General features: G+C 64.4%; 18 protein-coding genes and 1 pseudogene. 13 read left to right on the forward strand and 6 right to left on the reverse strand.

The genetic code is table 11. The annotated features are described in order from the left end of the window. The first annotated feature begins 51 nt into the window (after positions 1 to 51). A complete protein-coding gene (locus tag ACVIYL_RS12450; protein ID WP_456778683.1) occupies positions 52 to 837 on the forward strand; it encodes an IclR family transcriptional regulator domain-containing protein in 786 nt (261 codons plus the stop codon). A 147-nt stretch (positions 838 to 984) separates the two neighbouring features. Here the strand turns inward: ACVIYL_RS12450 and ACVIYL_RS12455 are convergent, their stop codons facing one another. Beyond that, entirely contained in the window at positions 985 to 1,977 is a 993-nt protein-coding gene (locus ACVIYL_RS12455; RefSeq protein ID WP_256521265.1) for a helix-turn-helix transcriptional regulator, read from the reverse strand. 80 nt (positions 1,978 to 2,057) lie between these two features. Between ACVIYL_RS12455 and ACVIYL_RS12460 the strand changes: the two genes are divergently transcribed. The 4 genes from ACVIYL_RS12460 (at position 2,058) to boxB (ending at position 7,867) form a co-directional block, all read left to right on the forward strand. Next, positions 2,058 to 3,590, forward strand: a complete 1,533-nt coding sequence (locus ACVIYL_RS12460; RefSeq protein ID WP_456778684.1) for a benzoate-CoA ligase family protein — start codon at positions 2,058 to 2,060, stop codon at positions 3,588 to 3,590. 144 nt (positions 3,591 to 3,734) lie between these two features. Next, positions 3,735 to 4,544, forward strand: coding sequence for an alpha/beta fold hydrolase (locus tag ACVIYL_RS12465; protein WP_076831004.1), 810 nt, complete (start codon positions 3,735 to 3,737; stop codon positions 4,542 to 4,544). A 176-nt stretch (positions 4,545 to 4,720) separates the two neighbouring features. Then, positions 4,721 to 6,409 carry a 2,3-epoxybenzoyl-CoA dihydrolase gene (gene boxC, locus ACVIYL_RS12470; RefSeq protein ID WP_253606406.1) on the forward strand — a complete coding sequence of 563 codons (1,689 nt, stop codon included), beginning with the start codon at positions 4,721 to 4,723 and terminating at the stop codon, positions 6,407 to 6,409. 21 nt (positions 6,410 to 6,430) lie between these two features. Beyond that, positions 6,431 to 7,867: a benzoyl-CoA 2,3-epoxidase subunit BoxB gene (boxB, locus tag ACVIYL_RS12475; RefSeq protein WP_200844636.1), complete on the forward strand. Its 1,437-nt coding sequence runs from the start codon at positions 6,431 to 6,433 to the stop codon at positions 7,865 to 7,867. Positions 7,868 to 8,066: 199 nt separating this feature from the next. Here the strand turns inward: boxB and ACVIYL_RS12480 are convergent. From ACVIYL_RS12480 to ACVIYL_RS12490, 3 genes and pseudogenes are all read right to left on the reverse strand, one after another. Then, positions 8,067 to 8,359, reverse strand: a pseudogene (locus tag ACVIYL_RS12480) (type II toxin-antitoxin system RelE/ParE family toxin). Next, complete coding sequence (locus tag ACVIYL_RS12485; protein WP_253588712.1) at positions 8,356 to 8,664, reverse strand: type II toxin-antitoxin system RelB/DinJ family antitoxin; 309 nt, start codon at positions 8,662 to 8,664, stop codon at positions 8,356 to 8,358. The pseudogene ACVIYL_RS12480 and the gene ACVIYL_RS12485 overlap by 4 nt, the downstream one beginning before the upstream one ends. A gap of 146 nt (positions 8,665 to 8,810) precedes the next feature. Beyond that, a complete protein-coding gene (locus ACVIYL_RS12490) occupies positions 8,811 to 9,611 on the reverse strand; it encodes an SDR family NAD(P)-dependent oxidoreductase (RefSeq protein WP_253606409.1) in 801 nt (266 codons plus the stop codon). Between the two features lie 383 nt (positions 9,612 to 9,994). On the opposite strand from ACVIYL_RS12490, the gene ACVIYL_RS12495 reads away from it, so the two are divergent. Next, entirely contained in the window at positions 9,995 to 10,930 is a 936-nt protein-coding gene (locus tag ACVIYL_RS12495; protein WP_456778685.1) for a phospholipase D family protein, read from the forward strand. Here the strand turns inward: ACVIYL_RS12495 and ACVIYL_RS12500 are convergent. Further along, positions 10,899 to 11,258 (reverse strand): hypothetical protein, encoded by a 360-nt coding sequence (locus ACVIYL_RS12500; RefSeq protein ID WP_456778686.1) that lies wholly within the window; start codon positions 11,256 to 11,258, stop codon positions 10,899 to 10,901. The two genes, ACVIYL_RS12495 and ACVIYL_RS12500, sit on opposite strands and share 32 nt — an antisense overlap. A 74-nt stretch (positions 11,259 to 11,332) precedes the next feature. Here ACVIYL_RS12500 and ACVIYL_RS12505 point away from each other — a divergent pair, with 74 nt between their 5' ends. Beyond that, positions 11,333 to 11,497 carry a hypothetical protein gene (locus tag ACVIYL_RS12505; protein ID WP_456778687.1) on the forward strand — a complete coding sequence of 55 codons (165 nt, stop codon included), beginning with the start codon at positions 11,333 to 11,335 and terminating at the stop codon, positions 11,495 to 11,497. A 186-nt stretch (positions 11,498 to 11,683) separates the two neighbouring features. Here the strand turns inward: ACVIYL_RS12505 and ACVIYL_RS12510 are convergent, their stop codons facing one another. After that, positions 11,684 to 12,742 carry a polysaccharide deacetylase family protein gene (locus ACVIYL_RS12510; RefSeq protein ID WP_141339768.1) on the reverse strand — a complete coding sequence of 353 codons (1,059 nt, stop codon included), beginning with the start codon at positions 12,740 to 12,742 and terminating at the stop codon, positions 11,684 to 11,686. Positions 12,743 to 12,911: 169 nt separating this feature from the next. On the opposite strand from ACVIYL_RS12510, the gene ACVIYL_RS12515 reads away from it, so the two are divergent. The 6 genes from ACVIYL_RS12515 to ACVIYL_RS12540 all read left to right on the forward strand — a co-directional run bounded on the left by ACVIYL_RS12515 (position 12,912) and on the right by ACVIYL_RS12540 (position 17,844). Then, positions 12,912 to 14,306 carry an OmpA family protein gene (locus ACVIYL_RS12515; RefSeq protein WP_456778688.1) on the forward strand — a complete coding sequence of 465 codons (1,395 nt, stop codon included), beginning with the start codon at positions 12,912 to 12,914 and terminating at the stop codon, positions 14,304 to 14,306. A gap of 2 nt (positions 14,307 to 14,308) precedes the next feature. Continuing rightward, positions 14,309 to 14,605, forward strand: a complete 297-nt coding sequence (locus ACVIYL_RS12520; protein ID WP_016844056.1) for a hypothetical protein — start codon at positions 14,309 to 14,311, stop codon at positions 14,603 to 14,605. A gap of 109 nt (positions 14,606 to 14,714) precedes the next feature. After that, positions 14,715 to 15,305, forward strand: a complete 591-nt coding sequence (locus ACVIYL_RS12525; RefSeq protein WP_310882334.1) for a TetR/AcrR family transcriptional regulator — start codon at positions 14,715 to 14,717, stop codon at positions 15,303 to 15,305. Continuing rightward, on the forward strand, positions 15,302 to 16,210 hold the full coding sequence (locus ACVIYL_RS12530; RefSeq protein ID WP_456778689.1) for a haloalkane dehalogenase: 909 nt from the start codon (positions 15,302 to 15,304) through the stop codon (positions 16,208 to 16,210). Before ACVIYL_RS12525 ends, ACVIYL_RS12530 begins: the two co-directional genes overlap by 4 nt. An 18-nt stretch (positions 16,211 to 16,228) precedes the next feature. Continuing rightward, on the forward strand, positions 16,229 to 16,456 hold the full coding sequence (locus ACVIYL_RS12535; protein WP_456778690.1) for an Rdx family protein: 228 nt from the start codon (positions 16,229 to 16,231) through the stop codon (positions 16,454 to 16,456). Between the two features lie 332 nt (positions 16,457 to 16,788). Beyond that, complete coding sequence (locus ACVIYL_RS12540) at positions 16,789 to 17,844, forward strand: putative bifunctional lysylphosphatidylglycerol flippase/synthetase (protein ID WP_026192163.1); 1,056 nt, start codon at positions 16,789 to 16,791, stop codon at positions 17,842 to 17,844. The last annotated feature ends 47 nt before the right edge of the window (positions 17,845 to 17,891 follow it).

The raw sequence follows: 17,891 nt of genomic DNA on the forward strand, positions 1-17,891 counted from the left end.
AGCAAGCGCAATTTTTGAACCGTTCAAAGCCGCGACCCAACCTAAAACGCCATGCCCAAGCTGAAGCGGACCGACCAGGACGAGCGCGCCACCGACTTCGTCGAGGCGCTCGATCGCGGCCTGCGCCTGCTGCAGGTGTTCGGCACCGTGTCCGGCCCGGCGACGCTGAGCGATCTGGCGCGCGCCGCCGATCTGCCGCGCGCCACCGCGCGCCGCATCCTGTTCACGCTCGCGCATGGCGGTTTCGTCGCGACCGACGGCAAGCTGTTCACGCTGACGCCGCATGTGCTGACGCTCGCCGGCTCGTTCCTGCAATCCAACCAGGTGGTGACGGTCCTGCAACCGGTGCTCGACCGCATCGCGACGGCAGCGCAGGAGATCGCCTCGCTCGCCTTGCTCGACGGCGACGACGTTGTGTTCGTCGCGCGCTCGAGCCCGACCCGCGTGTTCTCCGCCGGTCTCGACATCGGCTACCGGCTGCCGGCGTTCTGCACCTCGGTCGGCCGCGCGATGCTCGGCCGGCTCACTGATGCCGAGCTCGCGGCGCGGCTGAAGGCGATGCGCCGCGATCCCGTGACGCCGCAGACCGTCACCGATCCGAAGAGGCTGCTCGCCACCATCATCGCCGATCGCGCGCAGGGTTATTCCTTGGTCGACCGCGAGGCCGAGCCGCATTTCCGCTCCATCTCGGTGCCGGTGCACCGCTACGACGGCACCATCGTCGCCGCCATCAACATGGGCGCGCATGTCGACCGCGTGCCGATGCAGGAATTGATCGACCGCTTCCTACCGCTGCTGCGGGATGGTGCAGATGATGTGAAGAGCAGACTCTTGTAGGGGGGAGGATCTCTCACACCATCGCATGGTTCGTCATTGCGAGGAGCGATAGCGACGAAGCAATCCATGCATCCACACGCGCTGAGAGATGGATTGCTTCGCTTCGCTCGCAATGACGGGGATAGTGTTTCTTTTTGTGCTGAGAGATTACAGCGCCACGCTGCGCAGACCGAACGAGCGCGCCTCGTTCTGCAGTACCGGCCGCACCGAATCGATCAGCCGCGCGGCGGCGGCGTCGACCGAGAGGCCGGCGGTGTCGACCACCGCTGATGCGCGGGCGTAGAGCGGCTCGCGGCTGACCAGGATGTTGCGCAATTCCGCCATCGCCGAGCGATCGTCCGCCATCGGGCGCAGATCGCCTTGGCGGCGCACGCGCGCCATGTGCTCCTCCGGCTCGGCCTTCAGCCAGATCGTGTAGAACGACGACAGGATCAAATCGAAGGTCAGCGCCTCGGAGACGATGCCGCCGCCGGTCGCCAGCACCATCAATTCCTTGCGCGCCAACAGCTGCGTCAGCGCGGCCTGCTCCATGCGGCGAAAGCCTTCCTGGCCGTACAGCGCGATGATCTCGGCGACCGAGAGGCCGTTCTGCGCCTCGATCTCCTTGTTGAGCTCGACGAAGCTCCAGCCGATCTTCTTCGCCAGCATCCGCCCGAGCGTGGTCTTGCCGGCGCCGCGCAGGCCGATCAGCGCGATGCCGGAGAACGAGGCGCGCCGCGGCGCCAACGGGCTGCTGCCGGCGAGCATGTCCTTGGCCTGCGCGATCTGGTTCGGCGACGCTTTGCGCAGCAGGTCGCGGATCACGGCCCAGTCCGGCACGGGCTCGCTGGAGGGGATCAGGTCCTCGAGATGTGCACCCATCGCGCCTGCGACACGGCGCAGCAGCACGATCGAGACATTGCCTTTGCCGCTTTCGAGCTGGGCGATGTAGCGTTCGGAAATGCCGGAAACCTTGGCGAGCACCTTGCGCGACATGCCGCGCAGGGCGCGCATCGTGCGCACGCGCTGGCCGAGCTGTTCAAGGAAGTCGGTTTCCGGGTCGTTGGCTGCGGTCATGATCCCTGTGCGACGCGCGGTCCTGACTGAATCAGACCGAGGTTCTAGGAAACATAGTGCCGATAAGGATTGACAGCAAGCCAACGTGGTGGCTTTGTATGAATTATAATTCTTAAATTCACAGGAGAGGGAAGCGTGGCACGTCCGGGTCCGAGGAGCGGAGCATGACTTACAACGCGGTCTCCTGGCTGCTCGACCGCAACGTCGATGAAGGCCGCGGCGACAAGGTCGTGTTCGACGATACCTTGTCGCAAATCACCTATGGCCAGTTGCAGCAGCAGACCCGCCGCGTCGGCAACATGCTGCGCCGGCTCGGCGTCCGCCGCGAGGAGCGGGTCGCCATGATCATGCTGGACACGGTCGATTTCCCGATCGTGTTCCTCGGCGCGATCCGCGCCGGCGTGGTGCCGGTGCCGCTCAACACGCTGCTGACTGCGGAGCAGTATGCCTACATCCTCGGTGATTGCCGCGCCCGCGTGCTGTTCGTGTCGGAAGCGCTGCTGCCGGTCGTGAACGACATCATCGCGCGGATGCCCGACCTCGAGCATGTGGTGGTCTCCGGCAAGGACGCGCACGGCCACAAGAAGCTGTCCGATGAGATCGCGCGCGAGAGCGACGTGTTCGCGACTGCGCCAACCCACGCCGACGAGCCGGCATTCTGGCTCTATTCGTCGGGCTCGACCGGCATGCCGAAGGGCGTGCGCCATCTGCATTCAAATCTCGCGGCGACCGCAGAGACCTACGCCAAGCAGGTGCTCGGGATCCGCGAGGATGATGTCGGCCTGTCGGCGGCAAAGCTGTTCTTCGCCTACGGGCTCGGCAATGCGCTGACCTTCCCGATGTCGGTCGGCGCCACCACGGTGTTGAACTCCGAGCGGCCGACGCCGGCGGTGATGTTCGCGCTGATGAACAAATATCACCCCAGCATCTTCTTCGGCGTGCCGACCCTGTTCGCGGCGATGCTGAACGACGAGGCGACCAAGGCGCAGTCCGGCGGCAACCGTTTGCGCGTCTGCACCTCGGCCGGCGAGGCGCTGCCGGAGTCGGTCGGCAATGCCTGGAAGACGCGGTTCGGCGTCGACATCCTCGATGGCGTCGGCTCGACCGAGCTGCTGCACATCTTTCTGTCGAATGCGCCCGGCGACATCAAATACGGCTCGTCCGGCCGTCCGGTGCCCGGCTACAAGGTGCGGCTGGTCAACGAGGCCGGCGCCGACGTCGCGGACGGCGAGGTCGGCGAACTGCTGGTCGATGCGCCCTCGGCCGGCGAGAGCTACTGGAATCAACGGGCCAAGAGCCGCGCCACCTTTGAGGGCACTTGGACCCGCACCGGCGACAAATATACGCGCGCTGCCGACGGCCGTTACACCTTCTGCGGCCGCGCCGACGACATGTTCAAGGTCTCCGGCATCTGGGTGTCGCCGTTCGAGGTCGAGAGCGCGCTGATCACCCATCCCGCGGTGCTGGAAGCCGCCGTCGTGCCGGAGGCCGATCCGGAAGGCCTGCTCAAGCCGAAGGCCTATGTGGTGTTGCGGCCCGACAGTTCACCCGCCGGCCTGCACGAGGCGCTGAAGGAGCACGTCAAGCAGAAGATCGGCCCGTGGAAATATCCGCGCTGGATCGATGTGGTCGACAATCTGCCGAAGACGGCGACCGGAAAGGTCCAGCGGTTCAAATTGCGGGAACACGAGCACTAGCTCCCCGCGTCGCCCGGCGAAGGCCGGGACCCATACGCCGCGGCCTTCGTTTCGAGAGACGCTGTTCAACAGCTTTGCGCAACAACTAACGCCTGTGGTTATGGGTCCCGGCTTTCGCCGGGACGACGATGAGGAAGGCCTACCATGACAAACTTGAAACCCTCCGGCTTCCTCAGCATCGACGGCGCCGATCTCGAATACCGCATGATCGGTCCCTCGCCGGACGCGGCGCCGACCATCGTGATGCTGCATGAAGGCCTCGGCTGCGTCGGGCTGTGGGGCGACTTCCCCGAGAAGCTGCAGGCGGCGACCGGCGCCGGCGTATTCGTCTATTCGCGATCAGGCTATGGCGCCTCGTCGCCGGCGAAGCTGCCGCGTCCGGTCGACTACATGCACCGCGAGGCGCTCGACGTGCTGCCGAAGCTGCTCGATCGGATCGGCTTTCGCCGCGGCTTGCTGCTCGGTCATTCCGACGGCGCGTCGATTGCCGCGATCTATGCCGGCGCGCATCAGGATCATCGCCTGCACGGCCTGGCGCTGCTGGCGCCGCACTTCATCGTTGAGGACATTTCGGTGAAGTCGATCGCCGAGATCAAGACGGCGTATGAGACCACCAATCTGAAGGAGAAGCTGGCGCGCTGGCACAAGGACGTCGACAACGCCTTCTATGGCTGGAACGGCGCCTGGCTCGATCCGGCATTCCGCGACTGGGATATCTCCGACTATCTCGCCTATATCCGCGTGCCCGTGCTGATCGTGCAGGGCGCGGCCGACCAGTACGGCACCATGCGCCAGGTCGAGATCGCCCAGGAGGAGTGCTACTGCCCGGTCGATGTCACGGCCATCGATGGTGCCGGCCATTCGCCGCATCGCGAGGCGCCCGCGGTGACGCTCGAGGCGGTCGCCGAATTCGCCAAAGCGGCGCTGCGCGACGACCCGGCACTGGCGGCCTGACCTTTGGTGCCGGTGCCAGGTCATTGGCCGAGCTGGCGATTTTCCTGAACATGAAACAAAATGCATGTTTTTGCGTTTTGAACTAGACCAGACCGAAAACATGCATTATTGTGCATGAAGACCTCGACGACGAACCTTCAAACGAACTACAGCAAGACAACAGATAAGGGTGGCCCATGGCTGGTGACGATCGCGTCCTTGCAGGCGGGGCGAAGTACATCGACTTCCAGACCGACCCGTCGCGCTACCGGCACTGGAAGCTCGACGTCGCGGGCGATGTCGCGACGCTGACCATGGACGTCGACGAGAACGCCGGCCTGTTCGAGGGCTATCAGCTCAAGCTGAATTCCTATGACCTCGGCGTCGACATCGAGCTTGCGGACGCCGTGCAGCGCCTGCGCTTCGAGCATCCCGAGGTCAAGGTCGTGGTGATGCGCTCGGGCAAGAACCGGGTGTTCTGCGCCGGCGCCAACATCCGCATGCTGGCGGGCTCGACCCACGCCCACAAGGTCAACTTCTGCAAATTCACCAACGAGACCCGCAACGGCTTGGAAGACTCCAGCGAGAATTCCGGGCAGAGCTTCATCACCGTCGTCAACGGCACCGCGGCCGGCGGCGGCTATGAGCTGGCGCTCGCGACCGACCACATCATGATGGCCGACGACGGGGCTGCCGCCGTCGCGCTACCGGAAGTACCGCTGCTCGCGGTGCTGCCGGGCACCGGCGGGCTCACGCGCGTCGTCGACAAGCGCAAGGTGCGCCGCGACCACGCCGACTTCTTCTGCACCATCGAGGAAGGCATCAAGGGCAAGCGCGCCGTCTCCTGGCGCCTGGTCGACGAGATCGCGCCGAACTCCAAGCTCGAGGGCAAGCTGGCCGAGCGCGTCAAGGAATTCGCCGCGAAGTCGAAGCGCAACGGCGCCGGCAAAGGCATCGCGCTTGCGCCGCTGACGCGCACCATCGACGACAGCGCGATCCGCTACGGTTTCGTCAGCGTCGACATCGATCGCGCAGCGCGCATCGCCACCATCTCGATCAAGGCGCCGGAAACCACGGCGCCCGCGGATATCGACGGCATGATCGCGCAAGGCGCTGCGTTCTGGCCGCTGCAGGTCGCCCGCGAACTCGATGACGCGATCCTGCATCTGCGCATCAACGAGCTCGAGATCGCGATGCTGGTGTTCAAGAGCCACGGCGACCGCGGCAATGTCGTGTCCTATGACGCGTTCCTGGAGGCCAACAAGGCGCACTGGCTGGTCAACGAGGTCAGGCATTACTGGAAGCGCGTGCTCAAGCGCATCGACGTCACCTCGCGCACGCTGGTGACGCTGGTCGAGCCCGGCTCCTGCTTCGTCGGCACGCTGGCCGAGCTCGTGTTCGCCGCCGACCGCTCCTACATGCTGATCGGCCAGAAGCAGGGCGACAACCGTCCGCCGCCGGCGATCGAGCTGACGGCGATGAATTTCGGGCCCTATCCGATGAGCCACGGCCTGACCCGGCTGCAATCGCGCTTCCAGGCCGATCCGTCGGATCTGGAGCGCGCGCAAGGCTCGATCGGCAAGGCGCTCGACGCGGAGGAGGCCGAGGAGCTCGGTCTCGTCACCTTCGCGCTCGACGACATCGACTGGGACGACGAGGTTCGCGTGTTCTTCGAGGAGCGCACCTCGTTCTCGCCCGACGGTCTCACCGGCATGGAAGCCAATCTGCGCTTCGTCGGCCCGGAGACCATGGAATCGAAGATCTTCTCCCGCCTCACGGCGTGGCAGAACTGGATCTTCCAGCGGCCCAACGCGGTCGGTGAGGACGGCGCGCTGCGCCGCTACGGCACCGGCCAGAAGGCGCAATTCGACATGACGCGAGTTTAAGGGAGCACGGCCATGAACATCATGAACGTCGATTACTCGACCAAGATTCCGAACAATGTGAATCTCGCCGAGGACCGCCAGGTGCTCAAGGCGCTGGAAGGCTGGCACCCCGGCTACATGGACTGGTGGAGCGACATGGGTCCGGACGGCTTCCAGGAATCGCTGGTCTATCTACGCACCGCCTATTCGGTCGATCCGCGCGGCTGGGCCAAGTTCGACTATGTGCGGATGCCCGAATATCGCTGGGGCATCTTGCTCGCGCCGCAGGAAGAGAACCGCGTCATCCCGTTCGGCGAGGACTATGGCAAGCCGGCCTGGCAGGAAGTCCCCGGCGAGCACCGCGCGATGCTGCGCCGCCTGATCGTGATCCAGGGCGACACCGAGCCGGCCTCGGTCGAGCAGCAGCGCCATCTCGGCAAGACCGCGCCGTCGCTCTACGACATGCGCAACCTGTTCCAGGTCAATGTCGAGGAAGGCCGCCATCTCTGGGCGATGGTCTACCTCTTGCAGAAGTATTTCGGCCGCGACGGCCGCGAGGAGGCGGATGATTTGTTGCGCCGCCGCTCGGGCGACGCGGATAGCCCGCGCATGCTAGGGGCCTTCAACGAGGCGACGCCGGACTGGCTGTCGTTCTTCATGTTCACCTACTTCACCGACCGCGACGGCAAGATGCAGCTGCACTCGCTGGCGCAGTCGGGCTTCGATCCGCTGTCGCGCACCTGCCGCTTCATGCTGACCGAGGAAGCCCACCACATGTTCGTCGGCGAGACCGGCATCACCCGCGTCGTGCAGCGCACCTGCGATGCGATGAAGGAAGCCGGCATCATCGATCCGAACGACATCGCCAAGATCCGCGCGCTTGGCGTGATCGACCTGCCGACCATCCAGAAGAAGCTGAACCTGCACTATTCGCTGTCGCTCGATTTGTTCGGCTCGGAAGTGTCGACCAACGCGGCCAATGCCTTCAACGCCGGCATCAAAGGCCGCTACAAGGAGACCACGATCGACGACGACCACCAGCTCAAGAGCTCGACCTATCCGGTCATGAAGATGGTGGACGGCCAGATCAAGATGGTCGACGAGCCGGCGCTGACCGCGCTCAACATGCGGCTGCGCGACGACTACACGCAGGATTGCGTCAAGGGCATGCTGCGCTGGAACAAGGTGATCTCGACCGCCGGCATCGACTACAAGCTCGCGGTGCCGAACACCGCCTTCCACCGCCAGATCGGCGAGTTCAAGGACGTCCATGCGACGCCCGATGGCCTCTTGATCGACGACGCCACCTGGGCCAAGCGCAAGAACGACTGGCTGCCGTCGACCGCGGACGGCGACTTCATCGCCTCGCTGATGAAACCGGTGACCGAACCCGGCCAGTTCGCCTCCTGGATCTCGCCGCCCAAGGTCGGCATCGACAACAAGCCGGGCGACTTCGAGTATGTGAGGATCGAGAGCTGATCGGCGCGAGCATGATCCGGAAAAGTGTGAAGCGGTTTTCCGAAGAGATCATGCTCAAACAACGGATAGGTCATGATGCGAAAATCGCATCGTGACCTAACAGTTTCTTTCCGCAGGGAGAGAACAGGAAGGGGCGAGCCGAAAAGGTCCCGGGCTCGTCCCTTTCTTTTTGGTCAGATGCCGGTACGGAGGCGCGGCCTCAATCGTCATTTGTAAGTTCGTCGGGCCACATCTGCGCACCGTGAAGCACGCGCAAGATGCGAACAGTCTCACCGTCAACAAGGTACGCCGTGACATAAGGTGTGCGCGGGATGACCAACTCGCGCGTGCCGGCAACACGCCCGGGCCGGCCACAGGAAAGTCGAGCAGGCGCCGCGCTGCATCGGCAATCTGTTCGTCAACATGGACCGCCGCGCGAGGATTCTCGGCCTCGATGTAGCTGAAAATGTCGTCGCGATCGGATAACGCGAAGCGCGACCAGACGAGTTTCACCGCTTACGCCTTGTCGCTTTTCGAAGCGCGGCGGCGCGGCGTTGCGCGAAATGCGCTTCGACCTCGGAATCATCGAGACCGGGCCGGGCATCCGCCAACGCCTGGTGCACCTTCTCGCGAAACCAGCTGTCGTAAGCCTGGCTGTTGCTCACGAGTTCCAGTGGAAGCATTCCTTCATTGGCCGTGCGTGTCAGCAGAATCCGCACGGCGTCGGATACCGTGAGACCCATGTTCTCCAGAACCTCGGTGGCCTTTTCCTTTACGTCCGCATCGATGCGGGTTTGGACCAGGGCATTCGAAGCCATAGCGATCTCCTTCACTCGCATCCAATGTAATGCATTTGAATGGCAAGCGCCAGAGGTGTCACAGCCCTATGGAAGCAGGTGAGCCAGTGACGAAAACGGCCCCGCCCTTCGGCGGAGCCGTTGCCGTAGGTCGGTCGCGCGGCTGCTTAGCCCGCGATCTCCAGCCCCGCGGTCGCGTAGACCACGCCGCCATCGACCGCGATGGTGTTGCCCACGACATAGTCGCCGGCGCGCGAGGCGAGGTAGATCGCGGTGCCCGCCATGTCCTCGTCGGTACCGACGCGCTTCGCCGGCACGCGCTTGGCGACTTCGTCGGCGTGGTCGCGCGCGGCGCGGTTCATGTCCGACTTGAAGGCGCCCGGTGCGATCGCGGTGACGTTGATGTTGTCCTTGATCAGGCGTGTCGCCATGCGGCGCGTCAGATGGATCACCGCAGCCTTGCTGGCGGCATAGGAATAGGTCTCCATCGGGTTGACGAAGATGCCGTCGATCGAGGCAATGTTGATCACCTTGCCCGGCCTGTCGTGCGTCGCCGCCGCACGCAGCGGCTTGGCCAGCGCCTTGGTCAGGAAGAAGATCGACTTGACGTTGAGGTTCATCACCTTGTCCCAGCCGCTCTCCGGAAATTCGTCGAAGTCCGCGCCCCAGGCCGCGCCGGCATTGTTGACGAGGATGTCGAGCTTCGGCTCGCGCTTGATGATCTCGCCCGCGAGCTTGTCGCAGCCCTCGACGGTCGAGATGTCGATCGGCAGCGCGATGCATTCGCCGTCATAGGCGGCGGACAGCTCCTGCGCGGTCGCCTCGCAGGGACCTGCCTTGCGCGCGGTGATGTAGACCCTGGCGGCACCCTGCGCGAGGAAGCCGGCCGCGATCATCTTGCCGATGCCGCGCGATCCCCCGGTCACCAATGCGACGCGGCCCTTCAGCGAGAACAGATCCTTGAACATGCGCTCCTCCTTTGCGTTGCCAGTGGTTCTGGGCGCGGCCGGGGATCGAGTCAAGGAAGCTGAGTACCCTCCCCCCTTGTGGGAGAGGGTGGCGCCGCAGGCGCCGGGTGAGGGGTCTCTATCCGCGGAGACATGCCCCTCATCCAGGGCGGACTGCGTCCGCGCCGCCCAAGGGGAGAACTTGCGCCCTAAGCAGCCGCGCCCTATGAGCCTCCACCGGGCGTTCCCCGAACCGCGCGGTTGTTGCGGTAGCACTGGAGGCCACACCTCGCTTTCATCCTCGGGAGCGGATGCCGCTTGAAGGTAAGCGGTCTATCTTCGCTCGCCTGATATTATTCGCACTTTCCAGTAACTTGCTCGGCACGAAGCAAGGAGACCGCAAGGTGAACGAGGTACTGACAGACAGGATCTGGCGCGAGGTCGCCAAGCGCGCCCGTTCGGCGCCGACGAGGAAGACGGCTATCGCCTACGTGACGACCGACGATATCGGACTACGCGCTGGCGATGTGCTCGTGACCGACGCATCACCGCGAGCCATCCGATCAGGACAGACGGACGCCAAGCTGCTGCTCAAGTTGCACGGCGCAGGCGTCGTGATCTACAGCCGAGAGGGGCTGCACTCCAAGGTCGCGTTGTTCGGAAAGCACGCGATAGTCGGCTCCGCGAACATGTCCGGATCAAACCTCATCGAAGCGTCCGTCATCACCGACAACCCGGTCGTCGTATCCGGCGTGGCCGCATTCATCAAGAAGCTTTCAACGGTGCGAACGAAGCTGAGCGCCCAAGACATCCAGAAGTTGTGCGCGATCGAGGTGGTGCGAACGGGCCGTTTCGCGGGTGGGCGACGCGCGTCCAATCCGGTCCGCCGTCTTGGGAAAGCGACGTGGATACTCGGCGTAAGAGAGGTCAAGGATCCGACCGAGCCGCAGCAGAAGCGTATCGATCGGAGGACCCGGGAGTTAAAGAAGCGCCTCGGAACGAACGATGACGACTTAGGCTGGATCCAATGGGGAAAGAAGTCCCGCTTCGGAAGGGAGTGCCGTGCAGGCGACACGCTCATCCAGATCTGGAATTCGCGGGACCGCAAACGCTCCGTAGTTACCCGGCGCGTGCGGGTGCTGCTCAAGGATGAGGAGCCGGTCTTTAATCGGTTCTACACGCAGGACCCCGCCGGGAAGTCGAACGAGGTCAACTGGCGGAGATTTCAGCGCATCCTGAAGAGAGTCGAATTTCCGCGGGACGTTAAGCGTATGAGCGCTTTGAAATTAGATCCAGCGATGGCCGAGATCATCGACCGCAAATGGACGCGAGTTCATTAGAAGCCCAGCTAGCTAGGGCTCCGTCGCAAACCTTTAGGTTTGCCTCTTCCAATGCCTCGTTCAGGGTCGAGAACAGGCTGTCGATCGACGCAACGCCTTTTGCTCGCAAATCGGCCGACGGCTCTTTCAGTACGATTTTCCCAGAAATCCCGGTTGGCATCTGCGTTGCCGGATCAAAGGTCAAGCCACCCTCGATCTGCTCGGCAGCAACAATTCGTCTCGCATATTCGTGCACGCTTCGCAGAAGCCCCCTGAGGCTGAACTCCTTTTCGAGCAGTTTTGCTCCCTCCAGAGCGCTATATACTTTCGCAACCTCAGCACCGCGCACGTCGTACTCACGCAGTTGTTGCGCGATGATCGCTAGCGCGTAAAGCCGAGCAGACGCCGGAGAGCCTTTCCGCCTTGTGGTCGCTGCCAGGTGATGAAGCCATTGTCGAAGCTAAGAAGCTTGTCGAATTGGGCTTCTTCGAAGAACGGGGCACACGGGAAGAGCCAACTTTTTGGGTGCCGTTTCTGTACCGAGATGCATTGAATTTGGTGCAGGGGAAGGCCGATGCGGATGACTGACCATTGATGTCGTGAAGGCCGTGATTGATGACACCGCCAGCGATGTGGTTGTGAAGTACACGCTGCTTGAAAACGAAGATCAGCGGCCCTAGAATTTCAGCGCGCAAACCGCACGCCGCATCTCCCTGAAAAGCAGATGGGAAGCTGAATTTTCAGTTTCCCACAAGGGGAGAAGGGAAGCAGGTGCTACGCCGCGTCGATGCGGCGAAAGCCGTTCCACACCGCGGTGGCGGCGCCTGATGTCAGCACCGGCAGCAGGCGCGCGTCCTGGTAATTGCCGTTCAGCGAGACACGCTGCAAGGCGGTCAAATGGTCGGCGCTTTCGGGAAACAGCATGCCCGGCCGCGTCGTCACCGCGGTCCGAAAGCCGATCGACCGGGCGAGGGCGAATTCACGCTGCCCGGCGGCGATCCGGTCGCCATAGGGATAAGCCAGATGCAATGCCGGCCGCTGCAGCGCATCCTCGATCCGCGCCCGGCTGGTCGCGAGCTCGAACGATGCGATGGTCTCGCTCTGCTTGGCGAGATTGCAATGGGTGATGGTGTGCGCGCCGATCGTCACCAGCGGATCCTCGGCGAAGCCGCGCAACTCGTCCCAGGACATGCAGAGCTCGCGCGCGATGCCGGTCTCGTCGACGCCGTGACGGGCGCACAGCGCTGATATCTCGGCCTGCATTGCCTGCTCGCCGGGCAGTGAACGCAGCCAGTCGTGGATGCGGCCGAAGGCAGTACGCTTGGCCTGCGCTGTCGCGGTGTCGATCCGCGTCATGGTGCCGTCGATCGGCACCTCGATCGCGGACGCCGCCGCGATCACCCGCTCCAGCGCGATCCACCACAATCTGCCGCAGCCCTCGGCGAAATCGCTCGCGACATAGACCGTGAACGGGGCGCCGAACTCGCGCATCACAGGCAGCGCGAAATCGCGGTTGTCGCGATAGCCGTCGTCGAAGGTAAAGCAGGCGAAGCGCCGTGCGAAATTCCGTTCGGCGAGACGGCGATGCGCCTCGTCGATGCTGATCACGTCGACGTCGAGCGCGCGCAGATGCGTCAGCATCGCGCGCAGGAAGTCCGGCGTGACCTCGAGATGATGGTTCGGCTGGAACGCGTCGCCGCGCCGCGGGCGGACGTGGTGCAGCATGAAGATGGCGCCGACGCCGGCGAAGATCGGCCGCAGCAGGATATGCGCACCCGAGAAATACAACGCCTCCATGCCGGCACGGATCACGGTGTTGCGGAGTTGTTTCATGTGGGCGCGGGCCGGCCGATTTGCATTCCGCGGCAAACTTAGCGAAAGACCACTGAAGAAACTGTTATCCCGGTCCGACATGGCGCCCCCGCCATGGCGCGTCATTTGGGGTTTGACAGTCAGCCAAGGGTTTGTTTTCTCTCTGGTTCCCGACCCCGCAGGACGCTGAATGCACGGACTTTTCAAGTGGAGTAGCAAGTGGTGGCCGGGGGTGATTCCACTGGTCGTGCTTTGGGGTATCGCGGCCTGGACGAGCACCGCAACGGTCGAAGCGGACCTTGCCGCGCGCTCTAATGCCGCACTGAAGGACACCGTGCTCGACAAGCGCCGCATCAGCGTCGACGGCCGCGACGTGACGTTCGCGGCCAACGCCTTCTCCGAAGACGGCCGCCTCAGCGCGGTGGCGTCGGTCGAAGCCGTGCCCGGCGTGCGGCTGGTCAACGACGAGACCCGCCTTGTTCCCGAAGCCAAGCCCTTTGTCTGGTCCGCCGAACGCGACGTGGTGCGGGTCACGCTCGGCGGCAATGCGCCGCTGCCGTCGAGCAAGGGCAAGTTGACCGAGGCCGCGAAGGCCGGTCTCGGCGGCGTCGAGGTGGTGGATCAGATGGTGCTCGCCCGCGGCGCGCCGCTGCGGTTCGACGCGGCGGCGCTGCTGTTGCTCGACCAGATCGGCAAGCTGAAGGAAGGCAAGATCACGCTGACCGACAACAAGGTCAATCTCGCCGGCATGGCGCGCGAGCTCGGCGGACGCGAAGCGGTCGCCACGGCGCTGAAGAACCTGCCGGAAGGCTATTCGATCGCCGCCAACGACATCAAGGCGCCGCCTTACGTGTTCCAGGCCTACAAGGACCCGGTCGCGGTGACGCTGACGCTGACCGGCTACGTGCCCGACAACAACGTGCACGCCGCGCTGGTCGCCGCCGCCGGCCGCAAGTTCTTCAGCGAGAAGGTGGTCGACAATCTCAAGGCCAGCATCGGCGCGCCGTCGGGTTTCGCGGCCGCGGTGGGGCCCGCGCTCGGCGCACTGTCGCGGCTGTCGACCGGAACGCTGGTGGTATCGGACCGCGAGGTGAAGCTGTCGGGCGATGCGCTCTACGATGCCGCCGCCGGCCAGATCCGCGACGGGCTCGGCAAGGATTTTCCGCAGGGCTGGCAGTACAAGGCCGAGGTCACGGTCAAGCCTGCGGCTGCCCCGGTCGATCCCACGGTGTGCCAGCAGCTGTTTTCCGAAATCCTCTCGAAGGGCAAGATCCGCTTCGAGCCGGGGAAGGCCGACATCGTGCCGGATTCCGCCGGCCTGCTCGACCGCCTGATCGAGACGGCGTTGCGCTGCCCCAATGCGACGATCGAGATCGCCGGCCATACCGACAGCGACGGCGAGGAGGCCGCCAACCAGGCGCTGTCGGAGCGCCGCGCGCAGGCCGTGGTGGATTACCTCGTGCGCGCCGGGCTGCCTGCCAGCCGCTTCACGCCGATCGGCTATGGCAGCACGCAGCCGCTGGCCGGCAACGAGAGTGAAGACGGCAAGGCGCAGAACCGCCGCATCGAATTCGTGGTGAAGTAGCGATGACCGTGCTCGCGACATTCTTCTGGGGTTGGCTGCTCGGCGCGGCGCTGCTCGGCTTTTGCATGGGCTGGATCGCGGTGGTGCATCGGGCGCAGGGCGTCTCGAAGGTCTGGATGCGCTGGCTGGCGCTGCTCGCCGCCGCGCTGGTGGCGACGTCGTTCGCGCGGATCGTGCCCGGCCGGTTCGGCTACTGGCTCGATCTCTTCCTGGTCATGTTCGCGCTCTATCTCGTCGGCTGCGCGATCGGCTCCTGGCTGCGCGACTGGGTGGTTTCGCGCAGCAAGCCCGCGAGCTGACCTCAACCTCCTGATCCGGCAGGCCTGAGCGGCGTCGCCAAGCGCAAGGGCGAGTCGCATTGATTTTAGTGCTTGACACTAATACGTACGTGCGTATTAAATTGCAGCCATGCCAAAACCCTCTCTCCGCGATGCCATCCTCGACGCCGGCCTGAAGGAAATGTTCCGGACCGGCTATCACGGCACCAGCGTGCGCGACGTCACCGCCGCCGCCGGCGCGCCGCAGGGCTCCTTCACCAACCATTTCCGCTCGAAGGAGCTGTTCGCGTCCGAGGTGCTCGACCGCTACTTCCTCTATGTCCGCGGCCTCGTCGCCGAAGCGCTAGGCGACACGACGCTGACGCCGCGCGAAAGGCTGAGAAGCTATCTCGATCTGATCACCGGCAAGCTCGCGCATGACGGTTTCACCCGCGGTTGCCTGATCGGCGATTTCAGCCTCGAGGCGTCGGGCTCGAGCGAGATGCTGCGCGAGCAGCTCGACGACATCTTCCGGGAATGGCGCGCGCCGTTTGCGGCCTGCATTGCCGAAGCGCAGGCCAAGGGCGAGATCGCCTCCGACTTCGATCCCGATCAGCTGGCCGATTTCCTGCTCGCATCGTGGCAGGGCGCGATGCTGCGCATGAAGGTCGAACGCAGCGAAGCTGCGCTGACGCGTTTCAAGACGATCGCATTCCAAACCGTGTTCAAGGAGTTGCCATGACCAGATCCCCCGATATCAGCCTGCATCATCGCGCCGTGCTTGGGTCTACGATCGCCTATCGCGAGACCGGCCGCAGCGACGCGCCGCACGTGCTGTTCCTGCACGGCAATCCGACGTCGTCCTACATCTGGCGCAACATCATGCCGCTGGTCGCCCCCGTCGGGCACTGCATCGCGCCCGACCTGATCGGCTACGGCCAGTCCGGCAAACCCGACATCGGCTATCGCTTTTTCGACCAGGCGGACTATCTCGACACGCTGATCGACGAGCTCGGCATCGCCTCGGCCTATCTCGTCGCCCAGGACTGGGGCACGGCGCTCGCCTTCCACCTCGCGGCACGCCGTCCGCAACTGGTGCGCGGGCTCGCCTTCATGGAGTTCATCCGCCCGATGCGCGATTGGTCGGACTTCCACCAGCACGACGCCGCGCGTGAGACGTTCCGGAAATTCCGCACGCCGGGCGAGGGCGAAGCGATGATCCTCGACAACAATGCGTTCGTCGAACGCGTGCTGCCCGGCTCGATCCTGCGCACGCTCGGCGAGGAGGAGATGGCCGCCTACCGCGCGCCGTTTGCGACACGCGAGAGCCGCAAGCCGACCTTGATGCTGGCGCGCGAACTGCCGATCGCGGGCGAGCCGGCCGATGTCGCCGAGGCGCTCACCGTAGCGCATGCGGCGCTCGCGGCATCGACCTATCCGAAGCTGCTGTTTGCGGGGTCGCCCGGGGCGCTGGTGTCACCGGCCTTTGCCGCCGAATTCGCCAAGACGCTCAAGCATTGCGCGGTCGTTCAACTCGGCGCGGGCGCGCACTATCTGCAGGAGGATCATCCGGAGGCGATCGGCCGCTCTGTGGCCGGCTGGATCGCCGGCGTCGAGGCTGCCTCCGCGCAGCGCGACGCCGCATGAGGGCACGGAGGGCGTGACATGAAGAATGTCTCGATCACCTATTGCGGGCCGTGCGGCTATGAGAAGCGTGCCAAAGAGGCCGCGGCGCTGTTGCGCGAGCGCCTTGGCGTCGATGCGACGCTGATCCCCGGCAAGGGCGGCATCTTCGAGGTCAAGCTTGGCGACGAGGTTGTCGCCAGGCGCGCCAAGGGACATTTTCCCGATGCCGCCGAGATCGTCGCCGCGGTCACGGCCGCGCGGGATTGATGATCGGCGGAGCGCCTCCCGGCGGGTACCGGAAGATCATTCTCTATTCGGCCGTGCCGGTGCTTCACCGTAGTTTTCCGGATGGCCTTGCGGACCGTTCGGCGGGCTAACTGCCGCACGCGCATGTCAAGTCTTGTCGAAGGCGGCGGGAAACGCGCATATTTGTGCACCCGCTGTCATGAATCATCCGTAATATCTTGAAGATGCGCGTTTTATTGTCTTTTGACGAATTCCACTCCGGTTTAAAACGCGCTACACGGGCCAGGGCACAGCGAAGCGCCGGCGGAGTTCGCCCGGGAGCCGTCGTCGCGGGATCGCAATTCGAGGTCTAGATGCTGGAAGCAATACGCAGGGCGATGGCGTTTCTGCGCCAGAAGCAAATCCTGCATCGGCTGGGTGTTGTCATCAGCATCGCCGTCATCGGCATCGCCTGCTACGTCCTGTATCACATGCTGCGCGGCATCGACACCAACGAGGTGCTCGAGGCCATCAAGAGCACCGAGCCGCGGCAGATTGCCCTGGCGGGACTGTTCGTCGCGGCGGGCTACTTCACGTTGACCTTCTACGATCTGTTCGCGGTGCGCGCGATCGGCCACGCCCATGTGCCCTATCGCATCAACGCGCTCGCGGCCTTCACCTCCTATTCGATCGGCCACAATGTCGGCGCCAGCGTCTTCACCGGCGGCGCGGTGCGCTACCGGATCTATTCGGCGTGGGGGTTGAATGCGATCGACGTCGCCAAGATCTGCTTTCTTGCCGGGCTCACCTTCTGGCTCGGCAATGCCGCGGTGCTCGGGCTCGGCATCGCCTACCACCCGGAGGCGGCCGCCAACATCGACCAGCTGCCGCCCTGGCTCAACCGGGCGCTGGCATTCGCGATTATCACCGCGCTGGTCGCCTATGTGGTCTGGGTCTGGACCCAGCCGCGGGTGGTCGGCCGCGGCCCCTGGACGGTGACCCTGCCGGGCGGCCCGCTGACGCTGCTGCAGATCGCGATCGGTATCCTCGACCTCGGCTTCTGCGCGCTGGCGATGTACGTGCTGGTGCCGGACGAGCCAAATCTCGGCTTCGTCGTGGTCGCCGTCATCTTCGTGTCGGCGACCCTGCTCGGCTTCGCCAGCCACTCCCCCGGCGGCCTCGGGGTATTCGACGCCGCCATGCTGGTCGGCCTCTGGCAGATGGACCGCGAGGACCTGCTCGGCGGTATGCTGCTGTTCCGGCTCCTCTACTATATTGCGCCGTTCGTCATATCTGTAATCTTGCTGACGTTTCGGGAGGTTATCGTCGGCGCCCGACTCAAACGGCTGCCGCAGGCTGATTCGGGTCCCCGCGCCGAGCCGCACCATGAGGCGGTTCTGGTTCGCAAGCGCGGTGACTCCGGGGTCTGATGAAGCGGCCCGATGCCTCCCGAGGGAAGGTCGCTATGACCGCGCCT

The sequence above is a fragment of the Bradyrhizobium sp. USDA 3315 genome (assembly GCF_054056795.1).

Bases quoted from the DNA above. Each gene is read 5' to 3' on its own strand.
- ACVIYL_RS12530 (WP_456778689.1), top strand. From the start codon at position 15,302: ATGACCAGATCCCCCGATATCAGCCTGCATCATCGCGCCGTGCTTGGG.
- ACVIYL_RS12450 (WP_456778683.1), top strand. From the start codon at position 52: ATGCCCAAGCTGAAGCGGACCGACCAGGACGAGCGCGCCACCGACTTC.
- ACVIYL_RS12515 (WP_456778688.1), top strand. From the start codon at position 12,912: ATGCACGGACTTTTCAAGTGGAGTAGCAAGTGGTGGCCGGGGGTGATT.
- boxB (WP_200844636.1), top strand. From the start codon at position 6,431: ATGAACGTCGATTACTCGACCAAGATTCCGAACAATGTGAATCTCGCC.
- boxC (WP_253606406.1), top strand. From the start codon at position 4,721: ATGGCTGGTGACGATCGCGTCCTTGCAGGCGGGGCGAAGTACATCGAC.
- ACVIYL_RS12460 (WP_456778684.1), top strand. From the start codon at position 2,058: ATGACTTACAACGCGGTCTCCTGGCTGCTCGACCGCAACGTCGATGAA.
- ACVIYL_RS12535 (WP_456778690.1), top strand. From the start codon at position 16,229: ATGAAGAATGTCTCGATCACCTATTGCGGGCCGTGCGGCTATGAGAAG.
- ACVIYL_RS12485 (WP_253588712.1), bottom strand. From the start codon at position 8,664: ATGGCTTCGAATGCCCTGGTCCAAACCCGCATCGATGCGGACGTAAAG.
- ACVIYL_RS12465 (WP_076831004.1), top strand. From the start codon at position 3,735: ATGACAAACTTGAAACCCTCCGGCTTCCTCAGCATCGACGGCGCCGAT.
- ACVIYL_RS12510 (WP_141339768.1), bottom strand. From the start codon at position 12,742: ATGAAACAACTCCGCAACACCGTGATCCGTGCCGGCATGGAGGCGTTG.
- ACVIYL_RS12540 (WP_026192163.1), top strand. From the start codon at position 16,789: ATGCTGGAAGCAATACGCAGGGCGATGGCGTTTCTGCGCCAGAAGCAA.
- ACVIYL_RS12490 (WP_253606409.1), bottom strand. From the start codon at position 9,611: ATGTTCAAGGATCTGTTCTCGCTGAAGGGCCGCGTCGCATTGGTGACC.
- ACVIYL_RS12525 (WP_310882334.1), top strand. From the start codon at position 14,715: ATGCCAAAACCCTCTCTCCGCGATGCCATCCTCGACGCCGGCCTGAAG.
- ACVIYL_RS12520 (WP_016844056.1), top strand. From the start codon at position 14,309: ATGACCGTGCTCGCGACATTCTTCTGGGGTTGGCTGCTCGGCGCGGCG.